16 protein-coding genes and 1 pseudogene are annotated in these 19,345 nt (G+C 40.3%); 15 read left to right on the top strand and 2 right to left on the bottom strand.

The features are described from left to right. The first annotated feature begins 1 nt into the window (after nucleotide 1). The 10 genes and pseudogenes from nadA to yajC all read left to right on the top strand — a co-directional run bounded on the left by nadA (nucleotide 2) and on the right by yajC (nucleotide 10,328). Complete coding sequence (gene nadA / locus AC4QJR_RS21325; RefSeq protein ID WP_496524107.1) at nucleotides 2-1,096, top strand: quinolinate synthase NadA; 1,095 nt, start codon at nucleotides 2-4, stop codon at nucleotides 1,094-1,096. A gap of 173 nt (nucleotides 1,097-1,269) precedes the next feature. Next, a pseudogene (gene safA, locus AC4QJR_RS21320) lies at nucleotides 1,270-1,404 on the top strand (SafA/ExsA family spore coat assembly protein); the annotation flags it as partial. Between the two features lie 1,879 nt (nucleotides 1,405-3,283). After that, nucleotides 3,284-4,273 carry a phosphotransferase gene (locus AC4QJR_RS21315; RefSeq protein WP_496524106.1) on the top strand — a complete coding sequence of 330 codons (990 nt, stop codon included), beginning with the start codon at nucleotides 3,284-3,286 and terminating at the stop codon, nucleotides 4,271-4,273. 105 nt (nucleotides 4,274-4,378) lie between these two features. Beyond that, nucleotides 4,379-5,074 (top strand): YhcN/YlaJ family sporulation lipoprotein, encoded by a 696-nt coding sequence (locus tag AC4QJR_RS21310; RefSeq protein WP_496524105.1) that lies wholly within the window; start codon nucleotides 4,379-4,381, stop codon nucleotides 5,072-5,074. A 130-nt stretch (nucleotides 5,075-5,204) separates the two neighbouring features. Further along, nucleotides 5,205-5,759 carry a BofC C-terminal domain-containing protein gene (locus tag AC4QJR_RS21305; protein WP_496524104.1) on the top strand — a complete coding sequence of 185 codons (555 nt, stop codon included), beginning with the start codon at nucleotides 5,205-5,207 and terminating at the stop codon, nucleotides 5,757-5,759. A 395-nt stretch (nucleotides 5,760-6,154) separates the two neighbouring features. Next, nucleotides 6,155-6,766, top strand: a complete 612-nt coding sequence (gene ruvA, locus AC4QJR_RS21300) for a Holliday junction branch migration protein RuvA (protein ID WP_496524103.1) — start codon at nucleotides 6,155-6,157, stop codon at nucleotides 6,764-6,766. A gap of 10 nt (nucleotides 6,767-6,776) precedes the next feature. Beyond that, entirely contained in the window at nucleotides 6,777-7,778 is a 1,002-nt protein-coding gene (gene ruvB, locus AC4QJR_RS21295; RefSeq protein WP_496524102.1) for a Holliday junction branch migration DNA helicase RuvB, read from the top strand. Nucleotides 7,779-7,811: 33 nt separating this feature from the next. Continuing rightward, complete coding sequence (gene queA / locus AC4QJR_RS21290; RefSeq protein ID WP_496524101.1) at nucleotides 7,812-8,840, top strand: tRNA preQ1(34) S-adenosylmethionine ribosyltransferase-isomerase QueA; 1,029 nt, start codon at nucleotides 7,812-7,814, stop codon at nucleotides 8,838-8,840. 28 nt (nucleotides 8,841-8,868) lie between these two features. Then, entirely contained in the window at nucleotides 8,869-10,008 is a 1,140-nt protein-coding gene (gene tgt, locus AC4QJR_RS21285) for a tRNA guanosine(34) transglycosylase Tgt (RefSeq protein ID WP_098575611.1), read from the top strand. A gap of 29 nt (nucleotides 10,009-10,037) precedes the next feature. Next, nucleotides 10,038-10,328 carry a preprotein translocase subunit YajC gene (gene yajC, locus AC4QJR_RS21280; protein ID WP_098575610.1) on the top strand — a complete coding sequence of 97 codons (291 nt, stop codon included), beginning with the start codon at nucleotides 10,038-10,040 and terminating at the stop codon, nucleotides 10,326-10,328. A 46-nt stretch (nucleotides 10,329-10,374) separates the two neighbouring features. Here yajC and AC4QJR_RS21275 read toward each other — a convergent pair whose 3' ends face one another. Continuing rightward, nucleotides 10,375-10,737 (bottom strand): TIGR04086 family membrane protein, encoded by a 363-nt coding sequence (locus AC4QJR_RS21275; RefSeq protein WP_098575609.1) that lies wholly within the window; start codon nucleotides 10,735-10,737, stop codon nucleotides 10,375-10,377. A 258-nt stretch (nucleotides 10,738-10,995) separates the two neighbouring features. Here AC4QJR_RS21275 and AC4QJR_RS21270 point away from each other — a divergent pair, with 258 nt between their 5' ends. Next, entirely contained in the window at nucleotides 10,996-11,655 is a 660-nt protein-coding gene (locus tag AC4QJR_RS21270; protein WP_251457529.1) for a DUF421 domain-containing protein, read from the top strand. Nucleotides 11,656-11,687: 32 nt separating this feature from the next. Here AC4QJR_RS21270 and spoVB read toward each other — a convergent pair whose 3' ends face one another. Then, nucleotides 11,688-13,235: a stage V sporulation protein B gene (gene spoVB, locus AC4QJR_RS21265; RefSeq protein ID WP_098575607.1), complete on the bottom strand. Its 1,548-nt coding sequence runs from the start codon at nucleotides 13,233-13,235 to the stop codon at nucleotides 11,688-11,690. A gap of 138 nt (nucleotides 13,236-13,373) precedes the next feature. Here spoVB and AC4QJR_RS21260 point away from each other — a divergent pair, with 138 nt between their 5' ends. The 4 genes from AC4QJR_RS21260 (at nucleotide 13,374) to AC4QJR_RS21245 (ending at nucleotide 19,046) form a co-directional block, all read left to right on the top strand. Further along, nucleotides 13,374-13,670, top strand: a complete 297-nt coding sequence (locus AC4QJR_RS21260) for a post-transcriptional regulator (RefSeq protein WP_251457521.1) — start codon at nucleotides 13,374-13,376, stop codon at nucleotides 13,668-13,670. Nucleotides 13,671-13,814: 144 nt separating this feature from the next. Continuing rightward, nucleotides 13,815-16,079 (top strand): protein translocase subunit SecDF, encoded by a 2,265-nt coding sequence (gene secDF / locus AC4QJR_RS21255; protein WP_496524100.1) that lies wholly within the window; start codon nucleotides 13,815-13,817, stop codon nucleotides 16,077-16,079. A gap of 100 nt (nucleotides 16,080-16,179) precedes the next feature. Further along, a complete protein-coding gene (gene recJ / locus AC4QJR_RS21250) occupies nucleotides 16,180-18,543 on the top strand; it encodes a single-stranded-DNA-specific exonuclease RecJ (protein ID WP_496524099.1) in 2,364 nt (787 codons plus the stop codon). Next, nucleotides 18,534-19,046 (top strand): adenine phosphoribosyltransferase, encoded by a 513-nt coding sequence (locus AC4QJR_RS21245; protein WP_026563464.1) that lies wholly within the window; start codon nucleotides 18,534-18,536, stop codon nucleotides 19,044-19,046. Before recJ ends, AC4QJR_RS21245 begins: the two co-directional genes overlap by 10 nt. The last annotated feature ends 299 nt before the right edge of the window (nucleotides 19,047-19,345 follow it).

Raw genomic sequence — 19,345 nt, 5'->3', positions numbered from 1 at the left:
CATGAATCTACTAGCCGCTTTACAAAAAAATATGATTCCTGAAAAATACAAACAAATGTCGAGAGAAGAACTAGAAAATCGGGTCATCGAGGTCAAAAAGGAACTAGGTTCTCGTCTTTATATCCCTTGTCATCATTATCAAAAAGATGAGGTGGTCCAGTTTGCTGATGCCACCGGTGATTCTTTACAACTAGCACAATTATCAGCAAAAAACACTGACGCTGAATTTATTGTGTTCTGTGGTGTTCATTTTATGGCAGAGACAGCGGATATTTTAACGAATCAAAACCAAAAGGTAATTCTGCCTGATATGCGCGCAGGCTGTTCGATGGCTGATATGGCTGATCTTCAGCAGACTGAAAGAGCTTGGGAAAAGCTTCAGGAACTCTTTGGTGATACGATTCTTCCATTAACTTATGTTAACTCAACAGCTGCTATTAAATCGTTTGTAGGTGCACATGGCGGGGCAACGGTTACTTCTTCTAATGCCGAGACGATGGTTAAGTGGGCATTTGAAATGAAGGAACGAATTTTATTCTTACCCGATCAGCATCTTGGCCGAAATACAGCCGTCGAACTAGGGGTAGGATTAGATGAAATGGCAGTCTGGAACCCAATTACAAATGAACTTGAGTATGAAGGTGACACGTCAGAAATTAAGGTCATCCTCTGGAAAGGACATTGTTCGGTTCATGAAAATTTTACGGTACAAAATGTGATTGATACTCGCTATAAATATCCTAAGATGAAAATCATTGTTCATCCGGAATGCCGCCGCGAAGTAGTAGAATTAGCCGATATGGCAGGCTCAACGAGTTATATTATTAAGGCCATCGAAACCGCGGAGCCTGGAACGGCTTGGGCAATCGGTACAGAAATGAACCTTGTCAATCGCTTAATTCAAAACCATCCGGATAAAAACATCATTTCGTTAAATCCGCATATGTGTCCATGTTTAACGATGAATAGAATTGACCTGCCTCATTTGGTATGGAGCCTTGATACACTTGAGGAGACAAATAATATCATTCAGGTTAGTCCTGAGGTTGCGGAAAATGCAAAATTGGCTCTCGAGCGGATGCTGATAAATTCATAGTAAGAGATAGAAAGATGCAATTTTTCCTGATTGCATCTTTTTATATTTCATGAATTCATCAGGCGGGATTCATATTCTTTTGAAAAATAGCATAAGTTTTTGTGAAGAAGGATAGCACTTTGCCCATTTTCACATAGACTATATGGACTTATGCCATAGGAGGGGAAATCAGAGTGAAGATCCATATCGTACAGAAAGGGGATACTCTTTGGAAGATTGCCAAGAAGTACGGAGTGAATTTTGAAGAGCTGAAAAAGTTGAATTCACAGCTCAGCAACCCTGATATGATTATGCCCGGTATGAAAATAAAGGTCCCAACTTCAGGTGGAACAATAAAGAAAGAAGCACCAATGGGAACTAAACCCGGTACAAAAATCACTTTAGGAATGAAGAAAGAACAGCCGCTTGCTGAGCAGCCGTTAGTCAAAGAGAAACCCATAAAAGAAGCACCAATCAAAGCAATGCCGATTAAGGAAGCACCAATTAAAGAAGCACCAATCAAGGAGGCGCCAATTAAGGAGGCTCCAATCAAGGAAGCACCAAAAGCACCATATACTCCAAAAATGCCCCTACAAATCGTCCCAGAAATAGATATTAACAATTATTACATGATGAACATGCAAAATATGACAGTACAACAACCACAATTGCCGCCTAAACCAGCAAATATCCTGCCTGAGATCAAAGAAGTACCAAAGAAAGAGATGCCGATTAAAGAAATGCCAATCAAAGAGATGCCAATAAAAGAAGCACCAATCAAAGAAATGCCAATCAAAGAAACACCTGTTGTTCCTGCACCGCCACCAGTAATGGAAGCACCTGAACAGGTAGCACCGCAACAGGATTATTGTGTTCCAGTTACTCCAATCATGCCGGGGCCAGGATTCTGTCCTCCATTTGGTGGATTCCCGATGCCAGTACAGCCATACATGCCTTACCAACAAGGGCAAGGTGGGGCGATTCCAACACCGCCGGTAATGCCAAGTGGGTTCCCAGGCAATCCAGGGGCAGCGCCAACTGTTGCTGGAACATCGTTTGTTTCACCGCAATTCGATGATGAATCATCCTTTATGCCGCAATTGCCTGTTATGAATCCTGCCTATAATCCGGGGGCAGTAATGGGTGCTCAATCACCCCAGGCGCCAATGGGTTACCCTTATATGGATCCATCCGCATTCGGTCAATCACCACAAGGATTTGGCCAGCAAATGCCAGGAGGCTTCGATCAAGTGCCACAAGGATTTGGTCAGCAAATGCCAGGAGGCTTCGAACAAATGCCACAAGGATTTGGTCAGCAAATGCCAGGAGGCTTCGGCCAAATGCCACAAGGATTTGGTCAGCAAATGCCAGGAGGCTTCGATCAAATGCCACAAGGATTTGGCCAGCAAATGCCAGGAGGCTTCGGCCAAATGCCACAAGGATTTGGTCAGCAAATGCCAGGAGGCTTCGAACAAATGCCACAAGGATTTGGCCAGCAAATGCCAGGAAGCTTTGGTCAAATGCCACAAGGATTTGGTCAGCAAATGCCAGGAGGATTCGAACAAATGCCACAAGGATTTGGACAGCAAGTGCCAGGAGGCTTCGAACAAATGCCACAAGGATTTGGACAGCAAGTGCCAGGAAGCTTTGGTCAAATGCCAACAGGTTTCCCAATGGAAAGTCCTTCAGGATTTGGAATGGCACAAAATCCAGCTGGCTTTGCACCATCTCAGGTAATGCCAGGAAGCATGTTTGGAAATCCTGCTATGGGAAATCCGTATGGAATGGGTGTACCTTATGGACAAATGCCATTCGGCTACCCGCAAATGAGTGGTCCAATGGGCGTACCACCTCATTTCGAAACTCCAGAAATGGCTGGCCATGGTTCGTTCATGCAGGCACCACAAGGTTTTCCAGCAGGAGCTGGAGGTGATTGCGGCTGTGGAGGGGCACCAGTAGGAATGCCAGCGGGAATGCAGGCACCGATGGCGATGCCGCAGCTAGCACCAATGCAGCAGCGGGAAGCTATGCAACAACTGGAACCAATACAACAGCAAGAACCGATGGCACCAAACTTTGAGCCGCCAACCCCGCCAATTTACAGCGCACCATATACAGGGCCAGTTAATGCGGCACAGCCTCCGTATATGAATCCATATGGTATGGGGCCGATCGGAACAAGTCCTTATGGGATGCCAGGTTACCAAGATGAGAGCCTTTAATACACCAAATCAAAAAAAGGGAGACGATGATTATTTTGATCGTCTCCTCTCTTATTTTCAATCCCAGTTCCTTGAACGAATCGTTCAAATGGTTCCGATTCGAAAATCTGTTATTTATTTAAGAACAGATAAAAATACTTACGTCCTAAAAGGGTATCATACCAATAATAGGCTAAGACTCCAAGAAGCCTTTACAACCACCCTAAAAAAAGAAGGATTTACAAAGACCTATTTATTTTTAACTTCCCCAATGAGAGATCAGCTTTTTTTTGAAGGAACCTACTTTGGATGTATGGAGTACATTCCTCCAAATAAATCGGTATTTTCGTTCCATTCGCATAAAAATCGTCAAGAAGGAATTGAGTTATTAGAACAATACCACCAAACCACGGCATCGTTTGAAGCACGCTATCGAACTTTACTTCCCAAAGGACATCTTATCGAAAAATGGTCGGAGCGACTAAATGTTTTTTCCAATAATCTTCCCTATCTTGGTTATTTTATCAATGAGCCAGTGATTACAGAAATGCTTGCTTGGGCTGACTGGTCACTGGAAGGGATGGAAAATAACCGGAGCTTCTTTCAAACGGAGCCTTCTCTCATTCTCCATGGGGATGTAGCCCATCATAATTTCTTAAGGGATACAGGCGGACAATTAAATCTTATTGATTTTGATTTAATCAGCATTGGTCCAGCTTCCTTTGATTATTTACAATATGCGAATAGGATTTTACCTTATCTTGATTGGTCATTCGAAAAACTTTCCAGTCTTAAACAAATAAAGAAATACTTACACGAGGCCGCTTTTTTATATGCATTAGCCTATCCAGCAGATATCTTTCGGGAATGGAATCGAATGATTCGTGAAAAATCATATATGGACCATATGAAATATAAACAAGTAATGGACTTAACAATCAGTCAATTTTATGCTAGGAAAAAATTTATTGATCGTTTAATGGAGTTAGTGGATTAACCAGAGCTGGAATTTTCCGTCTGAATGAAATCCCCTCAAAAATAACACCCTAATAATGAGCATGGGTTTCACATGCTCAGGATGTTAATGGAGGGGGTTTTTCGCTTGAATAAGAAACAGTGGATGATTCCTCTTTCAGCCACATTAATGTTGGGACTGGCTGGATGTGCGAATAATGATAATCGTGCAGGGGTTAACGATAACAATAAAAATTCTTTAAATCCGGTCGGATATTATTCCAATGAAAACCACCCAAACTCAGATAATAATCTTTTTAGAGATGATGACGGGGCAATTACGGAAATGATGGATCATTCTCTAGGGGATGAGGACCAAGTTACGAATGAAAATAGAAGAAGGCAGCTTCAAACCAAGGATGGAAATGGGAATCCAAAGAACCCAACCAAACCTTTAGCTTCCAATGACCGTAATTTTTTCCAACGAGATAATCGCTTTAGTACGAGTGATATGAATTATCACGGTCATTTAAATGTAAACACCAGAAATACTGGTGTGAAAACCGACCCTGACTTTCAAAATAATATTACGAATAAAATCAGGAACAAAATAGATGCGGTTCCGAATGTACAGGACGTTCGATCCGTTGCCTATGGAAATACGATTATTGTTTCCGTGCATTTAAATAACCATGGCAAGGCTGCTGCTACCAAAAGAGCGATTCAGAAAGCAGTACAGCCATACGCAAACGGAAGAACAGTAAAGGTCATCATTGACGAAGGAACCCTTGGACGCGATCGTAACTTTTATAATGATAGTCAACAGGAAAAAGGCGGAAGATAATCCTTACGGGTTGAGGGTAAAGCTATTTAGCTTTACCCTTTTTAACATTTCATGGAGGATAAAAAGGCAAAATAAGGCTAAACTATTACTGTATAGAATGTTTAATTTTTAACAATAAGAGGTGAGTAGCATGAGGTATCATTGGATGGCATGGTGTAGGTATATGTTCGCCGGATTCGCTGTTCTTCTCTTCATGTTTATTTTTAATGCCAACGAAATGACCATAATTGGCTCGGCCGCTCCCATGGATAAACCTCAGAAAGAGGAAAAAGCTGAACCTCTAAATATGAAGGTTATTTTGGAAAGGGTATATTTGGATGGGGAAATAAGTCAAGAAGTGGTCAATGAGACATGCTGGTCCTTGGAGAACTTTTGGGCTAAGTATGACCAATGGCAGTTGATTGACATTGACGGATCGACATTTGTTTTTCAAAAACAAGTCAATGACATATCCCCCTTGCTAAAAGCAAATGGCTTTTTTGGAATTACTGAAGAGGGTGTTTTGAGTATCTTTAATGGAAAACCTGACCAATTAAAAATTATCCAATCATTTTTTCAAATAGACATTAAGAGGCTCGAGAGCACAAAGCAAGAGGAATTAATTCAAGGCATTCCAATCAAAAATAAGAATCGATATGTAGAAGTATTAGAGACATTTAAGCCATATTCTTTAAAAAATGAATAGAAAAATCTATTAATCAGACTGATGCCGCCCTTTCAGCCTGGTTTTTTTTTTCGAAAATAGAGGTCAATTAGGGTGTTTCAGAGGTTGAATGAGCGAATTCCGTACTTTAATGAGCGAATCCAATTTCTATCAGGGAATTCCGAGTATCTATCAGTGAATCTCAAATTTCTATCAGCGAATTTCAAGCACTTATCAGCGAATTCCAAGCATCTATCGGCGAATATTACACTTCTATCAGCGAATCGAATAATTCCCCTCCTTGCGAAGCCGAACTCCGAAAGCCGAACTCCGAATTCCGAATAGTTCGATGTTTCTCCCAATAGTTATTTTCTATAACTTACTCAAAATTGTATGGTAGAATGAAATACAGTGTAAAACTAGGGGAGAGAATGCAAGTGTACGAATTTATTAAAGGGACCGTCGACTTTGTCGGGCCGGAATATATAGTGATTGAAAACAACGGAATCGGCTACCAAATCGCAACGCCCAATCCGTTTATCTATGCGGGTAAAATGGAAAAAATGGTAACCGTATATACCTATCATTATGTTCGTGAGGATATCAATGCACTCTACGGCTTTGAAACTAGAGAAGAGAAAAAACTTTTTACAAAATTATTAAATGTCTCAGGAATCGGTCCCAAAGGGGCACTAGCCATCCTTGCGTCAGGTGAAGTGCAGCAGGTGGTTACAGCTGTTGAAAATGAAGATGAAAGCTTCCTCGTCAAATTCCCGGGAGTTGGCAAAAAAACAGCCCGTCAAATGATCCTAGACCTAAAAGGAAAATTGCAGGACATTGTTCCAGACTACTTCCCTAACTTATTTAATGCAGACCAACTTGAGCTGCAAACACAAAAGGGAAATTCAAATTTAGAAGAAGCCATTCTTGCCTTGAAAGCATTAGGTTATTCCGAGAAAGAAATCAAAAAGATAACGCCTGAGCTAAGAAAAGAACAAATGTCTACGGACCAATACATTAAAAAAGCCCTGCAACGGCTTTTAAAATAGGTGATGATTCATGGAAGATCGGATTATATCTAGTGAAGTTAACGAGAGCGAGATGAGCATAGAACAGAGCCTTAGGCCGCAAGTTCTCAGTCAATATATAGGGCAAGATCAAGTAAAGGAAAACCTTGATATTTATATAAAGGCTGCAAAAATGCGGAAGGAAACTTTAGACCATGTCCTTCTCTATGGGCCGCCCGGATTAGGGAAGACAACACTTGCCGTGATTATTGCCAATGAGATGGGCGTAAATATCCGTACCACTTCAGGACCAGCCATAGAAAGACCTGGTGATTTAGCAGCGATTCTTACGGCTCTTGAACCTGGAGATGTATTATTTATTGATGAAATACATCGCTTGCAACGGACGATCGAAGAAGTGCTTTATCCAGCGATGGAGGATTTTTGCCTTGATATTGTCATTGGCAAAGGACCAAGCGCGAGGTCTGTCCGCCTGGATCTCCCACCGTTTACTCTGGTTGGTGCGACAACGAGGGCTGGTTCCTTATCAGCCCCATTACGCGACCGGTTTGGAGTTTTAAGTCGACTCGAGTATTATAAAGAAGACCAATTGAAAAATATTGTCCTGCGAACAGCGGAAGTGTTTGGAACTGAAATCGATGACCTTTCGGCAGCAGAAATTGCTCGGAGATCACGGGGGACCCCGAGGATTGCGAACCGTCTCCTCCGCCGGGTGAGAGATTTTGCCCAAGTAAGAGGGGATGGAACGATTGATCTTGCTCTTGCAGGAGAAGCACTTGAACTGCTTCAAGTCGATAAACTCGGATTAGATCATATCGACCATAAACTGCTGAAGGGCATTATCGAAAGATTCCGCGGTGGTCCCGTCGGTCTGGATACAATTGCGGCTTCGATTGGAGAAGAATCTGAAACCATCGAAGATGTTTATGAACCATATTTATTACAAATTGGCTTTTTACAAAGAACTCCACGCGGCAGGGTGGTAACCCCGCTGGTCTATCAGCATTTTGGGATGGATATGCCTGCCAATTGATTGATTATAAAAAAAAGATTAGGGTGTCATATTATGAAAGTAGATTTATTTGATTTTCATTTACCGGAGGAATTAATTGCGCAGGTGCCGTTGCACAATCGGACCGACAGCCGTTTAATGGTCCTTGATAAACAATCCGGAGATATAAAGCATGAAGTATTTAAAGATGTGATTGAATATTTGCGTGAAGGAGATTGCCTTGTCTTAAACGATACAAAGGTACTTCCTGCACGTCTTTTTGGAGTCAAACAAGATACAGGCGCCAAAATTGAAGTTTTACTCTTGAAGCAGCTAGAAGGAGACAGTTGGGAAACACTTGTCAAGCCTGCAAAAAGAGTAAAAGAAGGAACCGAAATCGAATTCGGCAATGGATTACTTAAAGCCGTTTGCACTGGAACCTCGGACCATGGCGGGCGTGTCTTAGAATTCAAATATGAGGGCATATTTTATGAGGTGCTCGACCAATTAGGAGAAATGCCGCTCCCACCATACATAAAAGAGCAGCTAGAGGACCGGGATCGATATCAAACTGTGTATGCGCGTGAACCTGGTTCAGCCGCAGCGCCAACAGCAGGTCTTCATTTCACCGACAGCTTATTAGAGGAAATTAAAGCAAAAGGTGTCCATATTGCCTTTATTACCCTCCATGTCGGACTGGGGACTTTCCGTCCTGTGAGTGTAGATGATGTATTAGAGCACGATATGCATTCTGAATTTTATATAATGACAGAGGGGACAGCCCGGCTGCTAAATGAGGTTAGAAGTAATGGGGGCAGAATCGTTTCAGTAGGGACAACCTCCACACGTACCCTTGAAACCATTGCCTCGGCAAATGATGGACAATTTATAGAAGGAAGCGGCTGGACAAGTATATTTATTTATCCCGGCTATGAATTTAAAGCCATTGATGGAATGATTACGAACTTTCACTTGCCAAAATCAACTCTGATTATGCTTGTCAGTGCGTTAGCAGGCAGAGAACATGTGTTACATGCCTATCAAACGGCTGTAGCTGAGCGGTATCGTTTTTTTAGTTTTGGTGATGCAATGTTGATCATCTAAGGATTGCCTTAGGAAGGAGATAAAAATTTTGACTGCTATTCGTTATGAATTAATAAAGACATGTAAACAAACAGGGGCCCGGCTAGGCCGAGTCCATACCCCGCACGGATCATTTGATACTCCTGCATTTATGCCTGTTGGTACACTTGCTACAGTAAAAACAATGTCACCTGAAGATTTAAAGGAAATGGGTGCAGGAATTATATTAAGTAACACCTATCATCTATGGCTGCGACCTGGACATGAAATCATTAAGGAAGCGGGCGGATTGCATAAATTTATGAACTGGGATCGTGCAATCCTTACCGATTCGGGTGGGTTTCAGGTGTTTAGTTTAAGTGAATTCCGTAAAATTGAAGAAGAAGGAGTTCATTTCCGCAACCATATGAGTGGTGAAAAATTATTTTTATCACCAGAAAAGGCGATGGAAATTCAAAATGCTCTTGGTTCCGATATTATGATGGCCTTTGATGAGTGCCCGCCATTTCCTGCCACTTATGAGTATATGCAAAAGTCTGTGGAGCGAACATCACGCTGGGCGGAGCGTTGTTTAACTGCCCATAGCCGTCCGAATGACCAAGGTTTATTTGGAATCGTTCAAGGGGGAGAATATGAGGAACTTCGCAAGCAGAGTGCGAAAGACCTTGTTTCCTTAGATTTTCCAGGCTATGCTGTTGGAGGATTGTCTGTCGGTGAGCCAAAAGACGTCATGAACCGTGTCCTTGAGTTTACAACACCATTGTTACCAACGAATAAACCGCGTTATTTAATGGGAGTGGGATCACCAGATTCATTAATTGACGGCTCGATTCGCGGAATTGATATGTTTGACTGTGTATTGCCAACACGAATTGCCAGAAATGGAACATTGATGACCAGCACAGGACGACTTGTTGTGAAAAATGCTCAATACGCAAGAGATTTTGGACCACTCGATGAAAATTGTGATTGCTACACCTGCCGAAATTACAGCCGTGCATACATCCGCCACTTAATAAAATGCGATGAAACGTTTGGAATTCGTTTAACGTCTTACCATAATCTTTATTTTCTGTTAAGATTAATGGAGAAAGTCAGACAAGCCATCATGGAAGACCGGCTTGGTGATTTCAGAGAAGAATTTTTTGAACGTTATGGTTTTAACAAACCGAACGCGAAAAATTTCTAATAGATGTATATTGAAAGGAGGGAAACAGGATGTCTGGAGGAATTGGTACAATCATTCCATTAATATTAATGTTTGTGTTATTTTATTTCCTATTAATTCGCCCGCAACAAAAGCGCCAAAAAGCGGTTCAGCAAATGCAAAACGATTTAAAAAAGGGTGATAAAATCGTCACGATTGGTGGACTACATGGTTTTATAGATTCAATTGATGATAATAAAGCCGTTATTAAATGTGGTGACGGAAGCCGTCTTACATTTGACCGTAATGCTATTCGTGAAGTCACTGCTGATGCAGGCGAAAGCGTAAACCTTTCAAAATAATAACTAGCAAAAAAGGAAGCCGCAAGTCGGCTTCCTTTTATTTAGATTACACAGATCTTCGAGAATTGTTTGTAGAAATGTTTACTCCTAAAATACCACCCATCATCGCAATTAATGTGTAGCAAGTATGGTAAATGACTTGTTCGGCATCAAACAAGCGATCATATCCTAAGTACTGGAACAAAAAGACAATGACCGAGTAGATTAAGCCAGTCATTCCCCCAATAAGCCAGCCCTTTTCTTTTCTTTTTCCACCGGATAAGAAACCACCTCCGAATAGCCCGATAAAAGATAGTGCCGTAACTACGTATTGAAGCGATACTTCACGTGCAGACGTAAACCTAAGAATAAACGCAAATATTAGGCTGCTAATTACAGCAAAAACGAGAATAAAAATTAATCCGTACAGAATGGAAGTGCCAAAGCTTTTTGATTCGATTTTAACTCTCCCCCTTCAATTGCCCTTTAGGCTGGCATTTATATATACTCTATAGTGCCAGACCCTAGTGAACTTTCTTCCTAGTACAAGCGTATTCGTGGAATGGGAAAAGTAGAATAAATTTTATAGAATTTTTCAAACGGAAGAGGGTGTTGGTATTTTATTCCGCTAATTTTTCACTTTAAAATGCAAACAATATCGTTGAATGTAAAAAAAGGGGCGACAGTTATGGAAGAATATGTGACGATTGTGTTTCGAACATTGTTTTTTTATGTACTTATCCTAGTTATTTTTCGTGTTATGGGGAAAAGGGAAATTGGAGAATTAAGTATTCTGGATCTCGTTGTTTTTATCATGATTGGTGAAATGGCTGTTGTTTCAATCGATGAACCAAAGGATCCTTTAATTTATACAGTTGTCCCCATGATTTTACTAATGCTCATTCAAATACTTCTAGCACTCATTTCTTTAAAAAGTAAAAAATTTCGTAATCTCATTGATGGACAGCCAAGCATTATTATTAATCGGGGGAAAATTGATGAGAAAGCAATGCGGAAGCAGCGGTACAATTTTGATGATTTAATGACACAGCTCCGTGAAAAGGACATCCGTAGTATTGCTGACGTTGAGTTTGCAATTCTTGAATCCTCTGGAAGTTTGTCCGTCATTGAAAAGATAAAGAATGAAAACGCAGAATCTCAGCAAGGCGATATTACGATTCCTTTAATACTAGATGGGAATATTGATGATGAAAATTTACTTAGAATTAATAAAACAAATCTCTGGCTGCGGCAGGAGTTGAAAAAACAGGGCTATCGGGATGTTAAAAAGATCTCCTTTTGTAGCTATGAAAACGGAAAGTTCTTTATTGATTTAAAGGATGAATGAACAAAAGACACGCGTGGGCGTGTCTTATTTCTTTATACAAATAAATTTCCAATCCAAGGAATCCGTTTTAGTTCATCCCTTTTAATTAGACCTAACATTAGAACCAAAACAATATAGGAAATAGTCATAGCTAGTAATGATAATAGGACTCTTATGGTTAACACTTCATTTAGAAATAGGTGTGCAAATGACCAATATCCAAGCCAGCCAGATCCACCCATAACAAGAAATCCCTTTACATAATCACGAACATAAAACGAAAAGGAAATCTTTTTTAGTACAGTGGCAAAGTGAAGAATGGTCACTAAAACAAAGCCGACGAGAATGCCTATTGCCACCCCATTAATACCAAAGGAAGCTTGGGATGCCAATAAAAAGATGACGGCTGTCTTAACGATGGCCCCAATCAGACTATTAATCATAGCAGCCCGGGCAAGATTCAACGCCTGCAATACTGCTTGTAATGGACCTTGATAGTAATAGAATAGGAAGAAAGGAGCCATCAATCGAATAAAATAAGAGCCCTTTGCTGAGCCATACATAAGTTGCATTAACGGGTCAGACAATACATAGAGAACAACAACGGCCAATCCACCTGATAAGAAGGCAAACCTTAAAGCTTGTTGTAATCGATATTCAATTAACTTCTTGTTGTTTTGGGTATTGGCTTCACTAATCGCCGGGACGAGTGAAGTGGCTAAAGAGAAAGTGATGAAAGACGGTAACATCAATAGCGGCATGGCAAAACCAGTTAAGGCCCCATATTGTTTGGTTGCTTCGACGGTGACGACACCTGCAAGGGCTAAGCTATGAACCACAACAATAGGTTCAAAAAACCATGCCACCGAACCAATCATTCGGCTTCCCATGGTTGGTAAGGCAATATCCATTAAGTCTTTAAATGTTTGTTTCCCACTGTGAACAAATTGAAAGAATTTTTTCCGAAGCCTAAATCGTTTTTTTAATTTAAAAGTTGTCATTAAATAAATAAGTGAGACAAGTTCACCAATCACAGAAGCGATCATGGCAGCAGCGGCTGCATATTCAATTCCATAAGGAAGAAATGCTCTTGTCATCACGGCAATCAGGGAAATTCGAACAATTTGTTCTAAAACTTGTGAAATTGCAGACGGACGCATCTGTTGTCTTCCTTGAAAGTACCCTCTTAACACTGAGGAAATCGCAATCACGGGAACGACTGGAGCGATCGCAATTAAAGGATAAAATGTCCGCGGGTCGGTAAACAATGTTTTCGACAGCAGTGGTGCAAGTAATAATAGTGCAGGGGTAAAAATAAGGGACAGAGAAATCGTTATCGCTAGGGAGACAACCAGAATTTTTTTAATCTCTGCAAAATTTCCCTTCGCTTCTGCCTCGGCCACATTTTTTGAAATAGCTACAGGCAGTCCCATCTGAGTGAGCGTCACTACTAGAATAAAGGTAGGAAACGCCATCATGTATAAGCCCACTCCTTCTTCCCCTATACTCCGAGCTATAACAATCCGATTTATGAAACCAAGGACTCTTGTGACAAGGCCTGCGATTAATAGGATAAAGGTCCCTTTTAAAAACTTCGACATGCTGATTCCCACCTTCTCAAATAAGAAGAATTCATATACAATTAACTATATGCGTAAGGGTGGACAAAGCATGACAAGTTGTATCAGCTTTTTGGCAAGGTTCAATTAATGGGGAGATTTTCCAAGGAGGCAGTCGTAATGGATGAAAGTCACAGATTCGAACATTTTCGCTCCCAAGTCCAGCCAGCCGTAGCGAGTAAACTTATAGAGTTTCAGTTGCTAGGGCTTGATTCGGTAACAGAGGAGGAATTTTGGGTTTTTTTAATTAAGAAAAAGTGGAAAAAAATCAAGAAAGAAATGAAACTGTACGAAATGATCCAAGAAATTCTGTCTGTTAAAGCAAGTGATTATCTCAATTTTGCGACGATAGAGGCCTATAAAGCTTCCGACTTCTCCATGGATGATGAAGATGAATTGAAGGAACTTTTAAAATAGAAATAAGATAGACCTTCATATTATTGTAAATTGACAGCCAATCCATATTCTTTCATAATGAAGGAAGTGACTTTTTTCTTATTTTCATATAAGGATTAGACGGAACAGTGCCGATGCACATGCATTAAGGAGGAACAATACATAATGGTAAAGCGCAGTAGAATCGTTGCTTTCTTACTTGTGGTCCTAATTATCGGAAGCACAATGGGGGCAACAACAAAGAACATCCTAAACAATATGAAACTTGGACTGGATCTTCAAGGTGGATTTGAAGTTCTGTACGATGTGAAGGAAGCAAAAAAAGGACAAAAAATTGACAAAAATGTAATGGCTAGTACCGCTGAAGCACTTGATAAGCGTATTAATGTCCTTGGTGTCAGTGAACCGAGTATCCAGATTGAGGGAAAGAATCGCGTTCGTGTGCAGCTTGCTGGTGTCACAGATCAGAATAAAGCTCGTGAAATCTTATCTACACAAGCAAATCTTACCTTCAGGGATGCCAATGATAAATTGATGATGGATGGTTCCGACTTAAAACAAGGCGGTGCCAAGCAAACATTTGATGAAAACGGAGCACCAAGCGTTTCCCTAACATTAAAGAGTGCCGATAAGTTCCGCAAGGTAACTGAACAAATAAAGAATATGGCACCTAATAATGTTCTTGTTATTTGGCTTGATTTTGAAGAAGGAAAAGATTCCTTCAAAAAAGAGGTAACAAAGGCAAATCCTAAGTATTTATCAGCACCAACTGTAAATCAAATCTTTAATCAAAATACAGTTTCAATTGTTGGTAGTTTCACATCTAAAGAAGCTCAAACTTTGTCATCACTTTTAAATGCGGGTTCGTTACCTGTTAAACTTGATGAGGTTTATTCCACCTCTGTTGGAGCGAAGTTCGGTGAACAAGCATTACATGATACGATTTTCGCAGGAATCATCGGTGTCATTATTATCTATCTGTTTATGATTTTCTATTATCGTTTTCCAGGCCTTATTGCTACCGTTACACTAACTATTTTTACTTATCTAGTTCTATTAATTTTCGATTGGATGAATGGGGTTCTGACTTTACCGGGAATTGCCGCGATTATCCTCGGGATTGGTATGGCCGTCGATGCCAATATTATTACGTATGAACGGATTAGAGAAGAATTAAAAGTTGGCAGATCCATTAAATCAGCATTCCAGGCTGGTGAGAAGCATGCATTTACCGCTATTCTTGATGCAAACTTAACGACAATTTTAACAGCAGGTGTGTTATTCTTTTACGGGACAAGTTCGGTAAAAGGCTTTGCGACCATGTTAATCGTGAGTGTCCTTATGAGCTTTCTTACAAATGTTTATGGTGCGAGGTTATTGCTCGGGCTATGGGTTCACAGTGGTTTCTTAAATAACAAACCAGGTTGGTTTGCTGTACGCAAGTCCCAAATTAAATCTATTAACGATAATGTAGATACAGTTGATCTACCTACTCGTTTTGATAAAATTGATTTTGTAAAACTTAGAAATAAAGTATTTATCCTTTCGGGAGTTCTCATTGTAGCTGGGATTATCGCAATCGCTATTTTCCGTATGAATTTAGGGATTGATTTTTCAAGTGGAACACGAGTAGAGGTCCAATCGAAAACACCTTTAACAACCGAACAGGTGGAAGATGCATTTACGAAGCATCATTTAGATCCAGACGATATCGTTATTTCTGGTGATAAAAAGCAAATTGGGGCAGTCCGAATGATTGGAGTCCTTTCTAAAGATGAAATTTCTACGTTAAAAGCAGATTTTAAAGAGCAATTTGGCTTTGAGCCGAATGTCAGCACAGTTTCTCCAACTGTTGGTAAAGAACTGGCGAAGAATGCCTTTATTGCCGTCTTGTTAGCATCAATCGGTATCATTCTTTATGTATCGATCCGATTTGAAGCATATATGGCAATCGCAGCGGTTGCTGCCATCCTTCATGATGCCTTTTTCATGATTGCCATTTTCAGTATCACAAGACTAGAAGTAGATTTAACCTTTATTGCAGCAGTTTTAACGATTATTGGTTACTCCAATCATGATACGATTGTTACTTTTGATAGAATTCGTGAGAATATGCAAAAGAAAAAACGACTCAAAACTGTTCAAGATATTGCTGATGTGGTCAATGTAAGTATTCGTCAAACATTAACCCGGTCATTTAATACTGTTTTAACCGTCCTAATTACTGTATTGTGCTTAATGATTTTTGGAAGCCCATCAATTCTCAATTTCTCCATCGCATTATTTGTAGGATTGGTAATCGGTGTTTATTCTTCCGTCTTTGTCGCAGGTTCTTTATGGTATGTTATGAAGTGTAAAGAATTGAAGAAGAAAGGCGTTATTAAAACGGTAAAAGAAAAAAGAAAATACTCTGATCAACCACAAGTGTAAGTTTTCGAAACAAACCGCAGATCCTCTGCGGTTTTGTCTTTTCATTGAATCCTGTCCTGTACTCCTGTATAATGAGAAAGTCTGAGGGGTGAACATACACATGTTAAGTTCGAAAACTAGATGGATTGTTCGGAAATCCGATGAGCAACTAATAAAAAAGCTTGAAACTGAATTGAAAATTACGCCTCTTGTCGCTTCACTGCTTGTTAACCGTGGCTTTGATACCGTTGAATCAGCACGGTATTTTTTATTTGGAAAGGAAGAGTTTCACGATCCTTTTCTTCTAAAAGGGATGGATATAGCTGTAAATAGAATTCGTCAAGCCATTGAACAGCAAGAGCCGATTCTTATTTTTGGTGATTATGATGCGGATGGAGTAAGCAGTACATCCGTATTAATGATTACACTTCGAGATCTTGGAGCCAATGTTCAATTTTATATCCCTAACCGCTTCACTGAAGGATACGGTCCGAATGAGACTGCATTCCGCCATGCAGCGGAAAATGGAATAAAGTTGATTATTACTGTGGATACTGGAATATCTGCTGTACATGAGGCAGCCGTTGCCGAAGAGCTTGGATTAGATCTAATTATTACTGATCACCATGAGCCAGGTCCGGTATTACCAACGGCACTTGCAATTATTCATCCAAAGCTCCCCGATAGTACCTATCCGTTTCGAGAGTTGGCTGGAGTAGGTGTTGCCTTTAAATTAGCCCATGCCCTCTATGGAAAAGTACCAGAGCATTTATTGGAGATTGCTGTAATTGGGACAATTGCTGATTTAGTCTCTCTAAAAGATGAGAATCGACTGATTGCTAAAAAAGGACTTGAAAAGTTAAAAACAACCAAAAATATTGGCTTGAAAGCCATATTAAAACTGGCAGGGGTTGATCCACTGTCAATAAATGAAGAAACGATTGGTTTTACACTCGCACCAAGGATTAACGCCGTGGGCCGCTTAGAAGATGCTGACCTTGCCGTCCAGCTTATCTTAACAGATGACCCGATTGAGGCAGAGACCTTGGCAGCGGAAATGGATGACCTTAATAAGTCAAGACAGTCTATTGTTAATGCAATTACGACTGAGGCAATGGAAGAGGTTGAAACACACTTCCCAATTGATACCAATAAGGTTCTTGTCATCGGTAAGGAAGGCTGGAATGCTGGTGTTATAGGAATTGTTGCCTCCCGTCTGGTTGAAAAGTATTACCGTCCGGTAATTATTTTGAATTTTGATCCAGAAAAAGGGGTAGCTAAGGGTTCTGCCCGTAGTATTGCTGGTTTTGATCTCTTTAAGAATTTATCAACCTGCCGTGACATACTTCCTCACTTTGGCGGACATCCAATGGCAGCAGGAATGACCTTAAAACTAGAAGATGTTGCTGGACTCCGCACACGATTGAATTCACTGGCAGAGGAGCAGCTTACGGATGAAGATTTTATTCCGGTCACCTATCTTGATGAGGAAGTCCAGCTGGAACATGTAAATTTATCTTCTTTAGATGAGATGAGTCTTTTAGCTCCTTTTGGTATGGACAATCCTAAGCCAAAAGTTTTAATAAATAATGTGGATATCACAAGTATGAGAAAAATCGGCAGTGAGCAAAACCATTTAAAGCTCCTTGTAAAAGAGAAGGATGCAAATCTGGATGGCGTCGGTTTTGGACTGGGCCACCTGGTGGACCATATCTCACCTGCATCAAAAATTTCGTTAATTGGAGAATTATCTGTCAACGAATGGAACAATATACGTAAACCACAAATTTTTATCCATGATATCGCAGTTGAGTCATGGCAATTATTTGATTATCGAGGACAAAAGCGAATCAACAGTCTTTCAAATACAGTCCCAGCGGAAAATCGGAAATTTATTATTTTTAATGAAGAGCACCTTGAAAAAATAAACCCTAATTTGATGCCCGAGACTATTCTAATTCAGGATATAGAAGCAGCAAAAGCTTTCGATGGGAAAAAGGCAAACATTGTTCTGGTTGATTTTCCATCCTCCAAAGAGATTCTCAAGGTTTTATTTAAAGGGAAACAACCTGCGAGGATTTATGCTTATTTTTATAAAGAGTCGAGTGATTTCTTTAGTACGGTTCCGACCCGAGACCATTTTAAATGGTTTTATGCTTTTCTCTTAAAGAAGGGGCCGATTGATCTTAAACGTAATGCTGATGATCTTGCTAAACACCGCGGTTGGTCGCAGGAAACCATTAACTTTATGTCAAAGGTGTTTTCTGACCTGGATTTTGTTACAATAAACAATGGATTTATTACTTTAAAAACTGGAGCGCAAAAGCGTGACCTAACTGACTCTCGAACCTATCAGTTAAAACAAGCACAATATGAACTGGAAAGAGAGTTATTATTTTCGTCCTTTCAGGAATTAAAAGGCTGGTTCGATCAAGTAATTCAAGAGTCGGTTGAATTTGAGGAGGCAATTACAGAATGGACTTAAAAGAATTTATTACAATTGTGCCTGACTGGCCAAAAGAGGGTATTAAATTTAAAGATATTACACCGTTAATGAATAATGGTGAAGCATATAAATATGCAACAGACCAAATCGTTGCATACGCCAAAGAACGTAAGATTGATATTATCGTTGGACCTGAAGCCCGTGGTTTCATTATTGGTTGTCCTGTGGCTTATGCCTTAGGTATTGGTTTTGCCCCTGTTCGTAAAGAAGGAAAGCTTCCTAGAGAAACCATTAAGGTAGGATATGGTCTTGAATATGGAAAGGATATTCTAACCATCCATAAAGATGCTATTAAGCCAGGGCAACGCGTCCTTATCACGGATGATTTATTAGCTACTGGTGGAACAATTGATGCTACGATTCAATTAGTGGAGCAACTTGGCGGTGTTGTTGCCGGTATCGCTTTCCTAGTTGAATTAAGCTATTTAGAAGGCAGACAAAAACTTGATGGTTATGATGTTTTAACATTAATGCATTATTAACCATTAGTGAGGGCACTCGAAGCGCGAGTGCTCTCTTTATATAATTAAAGACTATGTTAGAGGATATTATTTATTTTGGCACTCTGTTGACCTTCGTTCCAGGCGCGAAGACTCCTGCGGGAGTACGGGGCAGGGGAGACCCCGCAGGCGCTAAAAGCGCCGAGGAGGCTCCCCGCAACGCCCGCGGAAAGCGAAGTGCCTGGAACGGAAATCAACAGTCAAATTAACAGAGCAGAATAAAAAAACTTCTCAATCCCTTTACATCTTGGCTATTTTTTTCGATAATAGTAACAATCGTT

It is taken from the genome of Neobacillus sp. BP17 (assembly GCF_059579525.1).
Note: the sequence above shows the minus strand (reverse complement) of the source record. Positions and strands in the feature narration are given on the sequence as shown.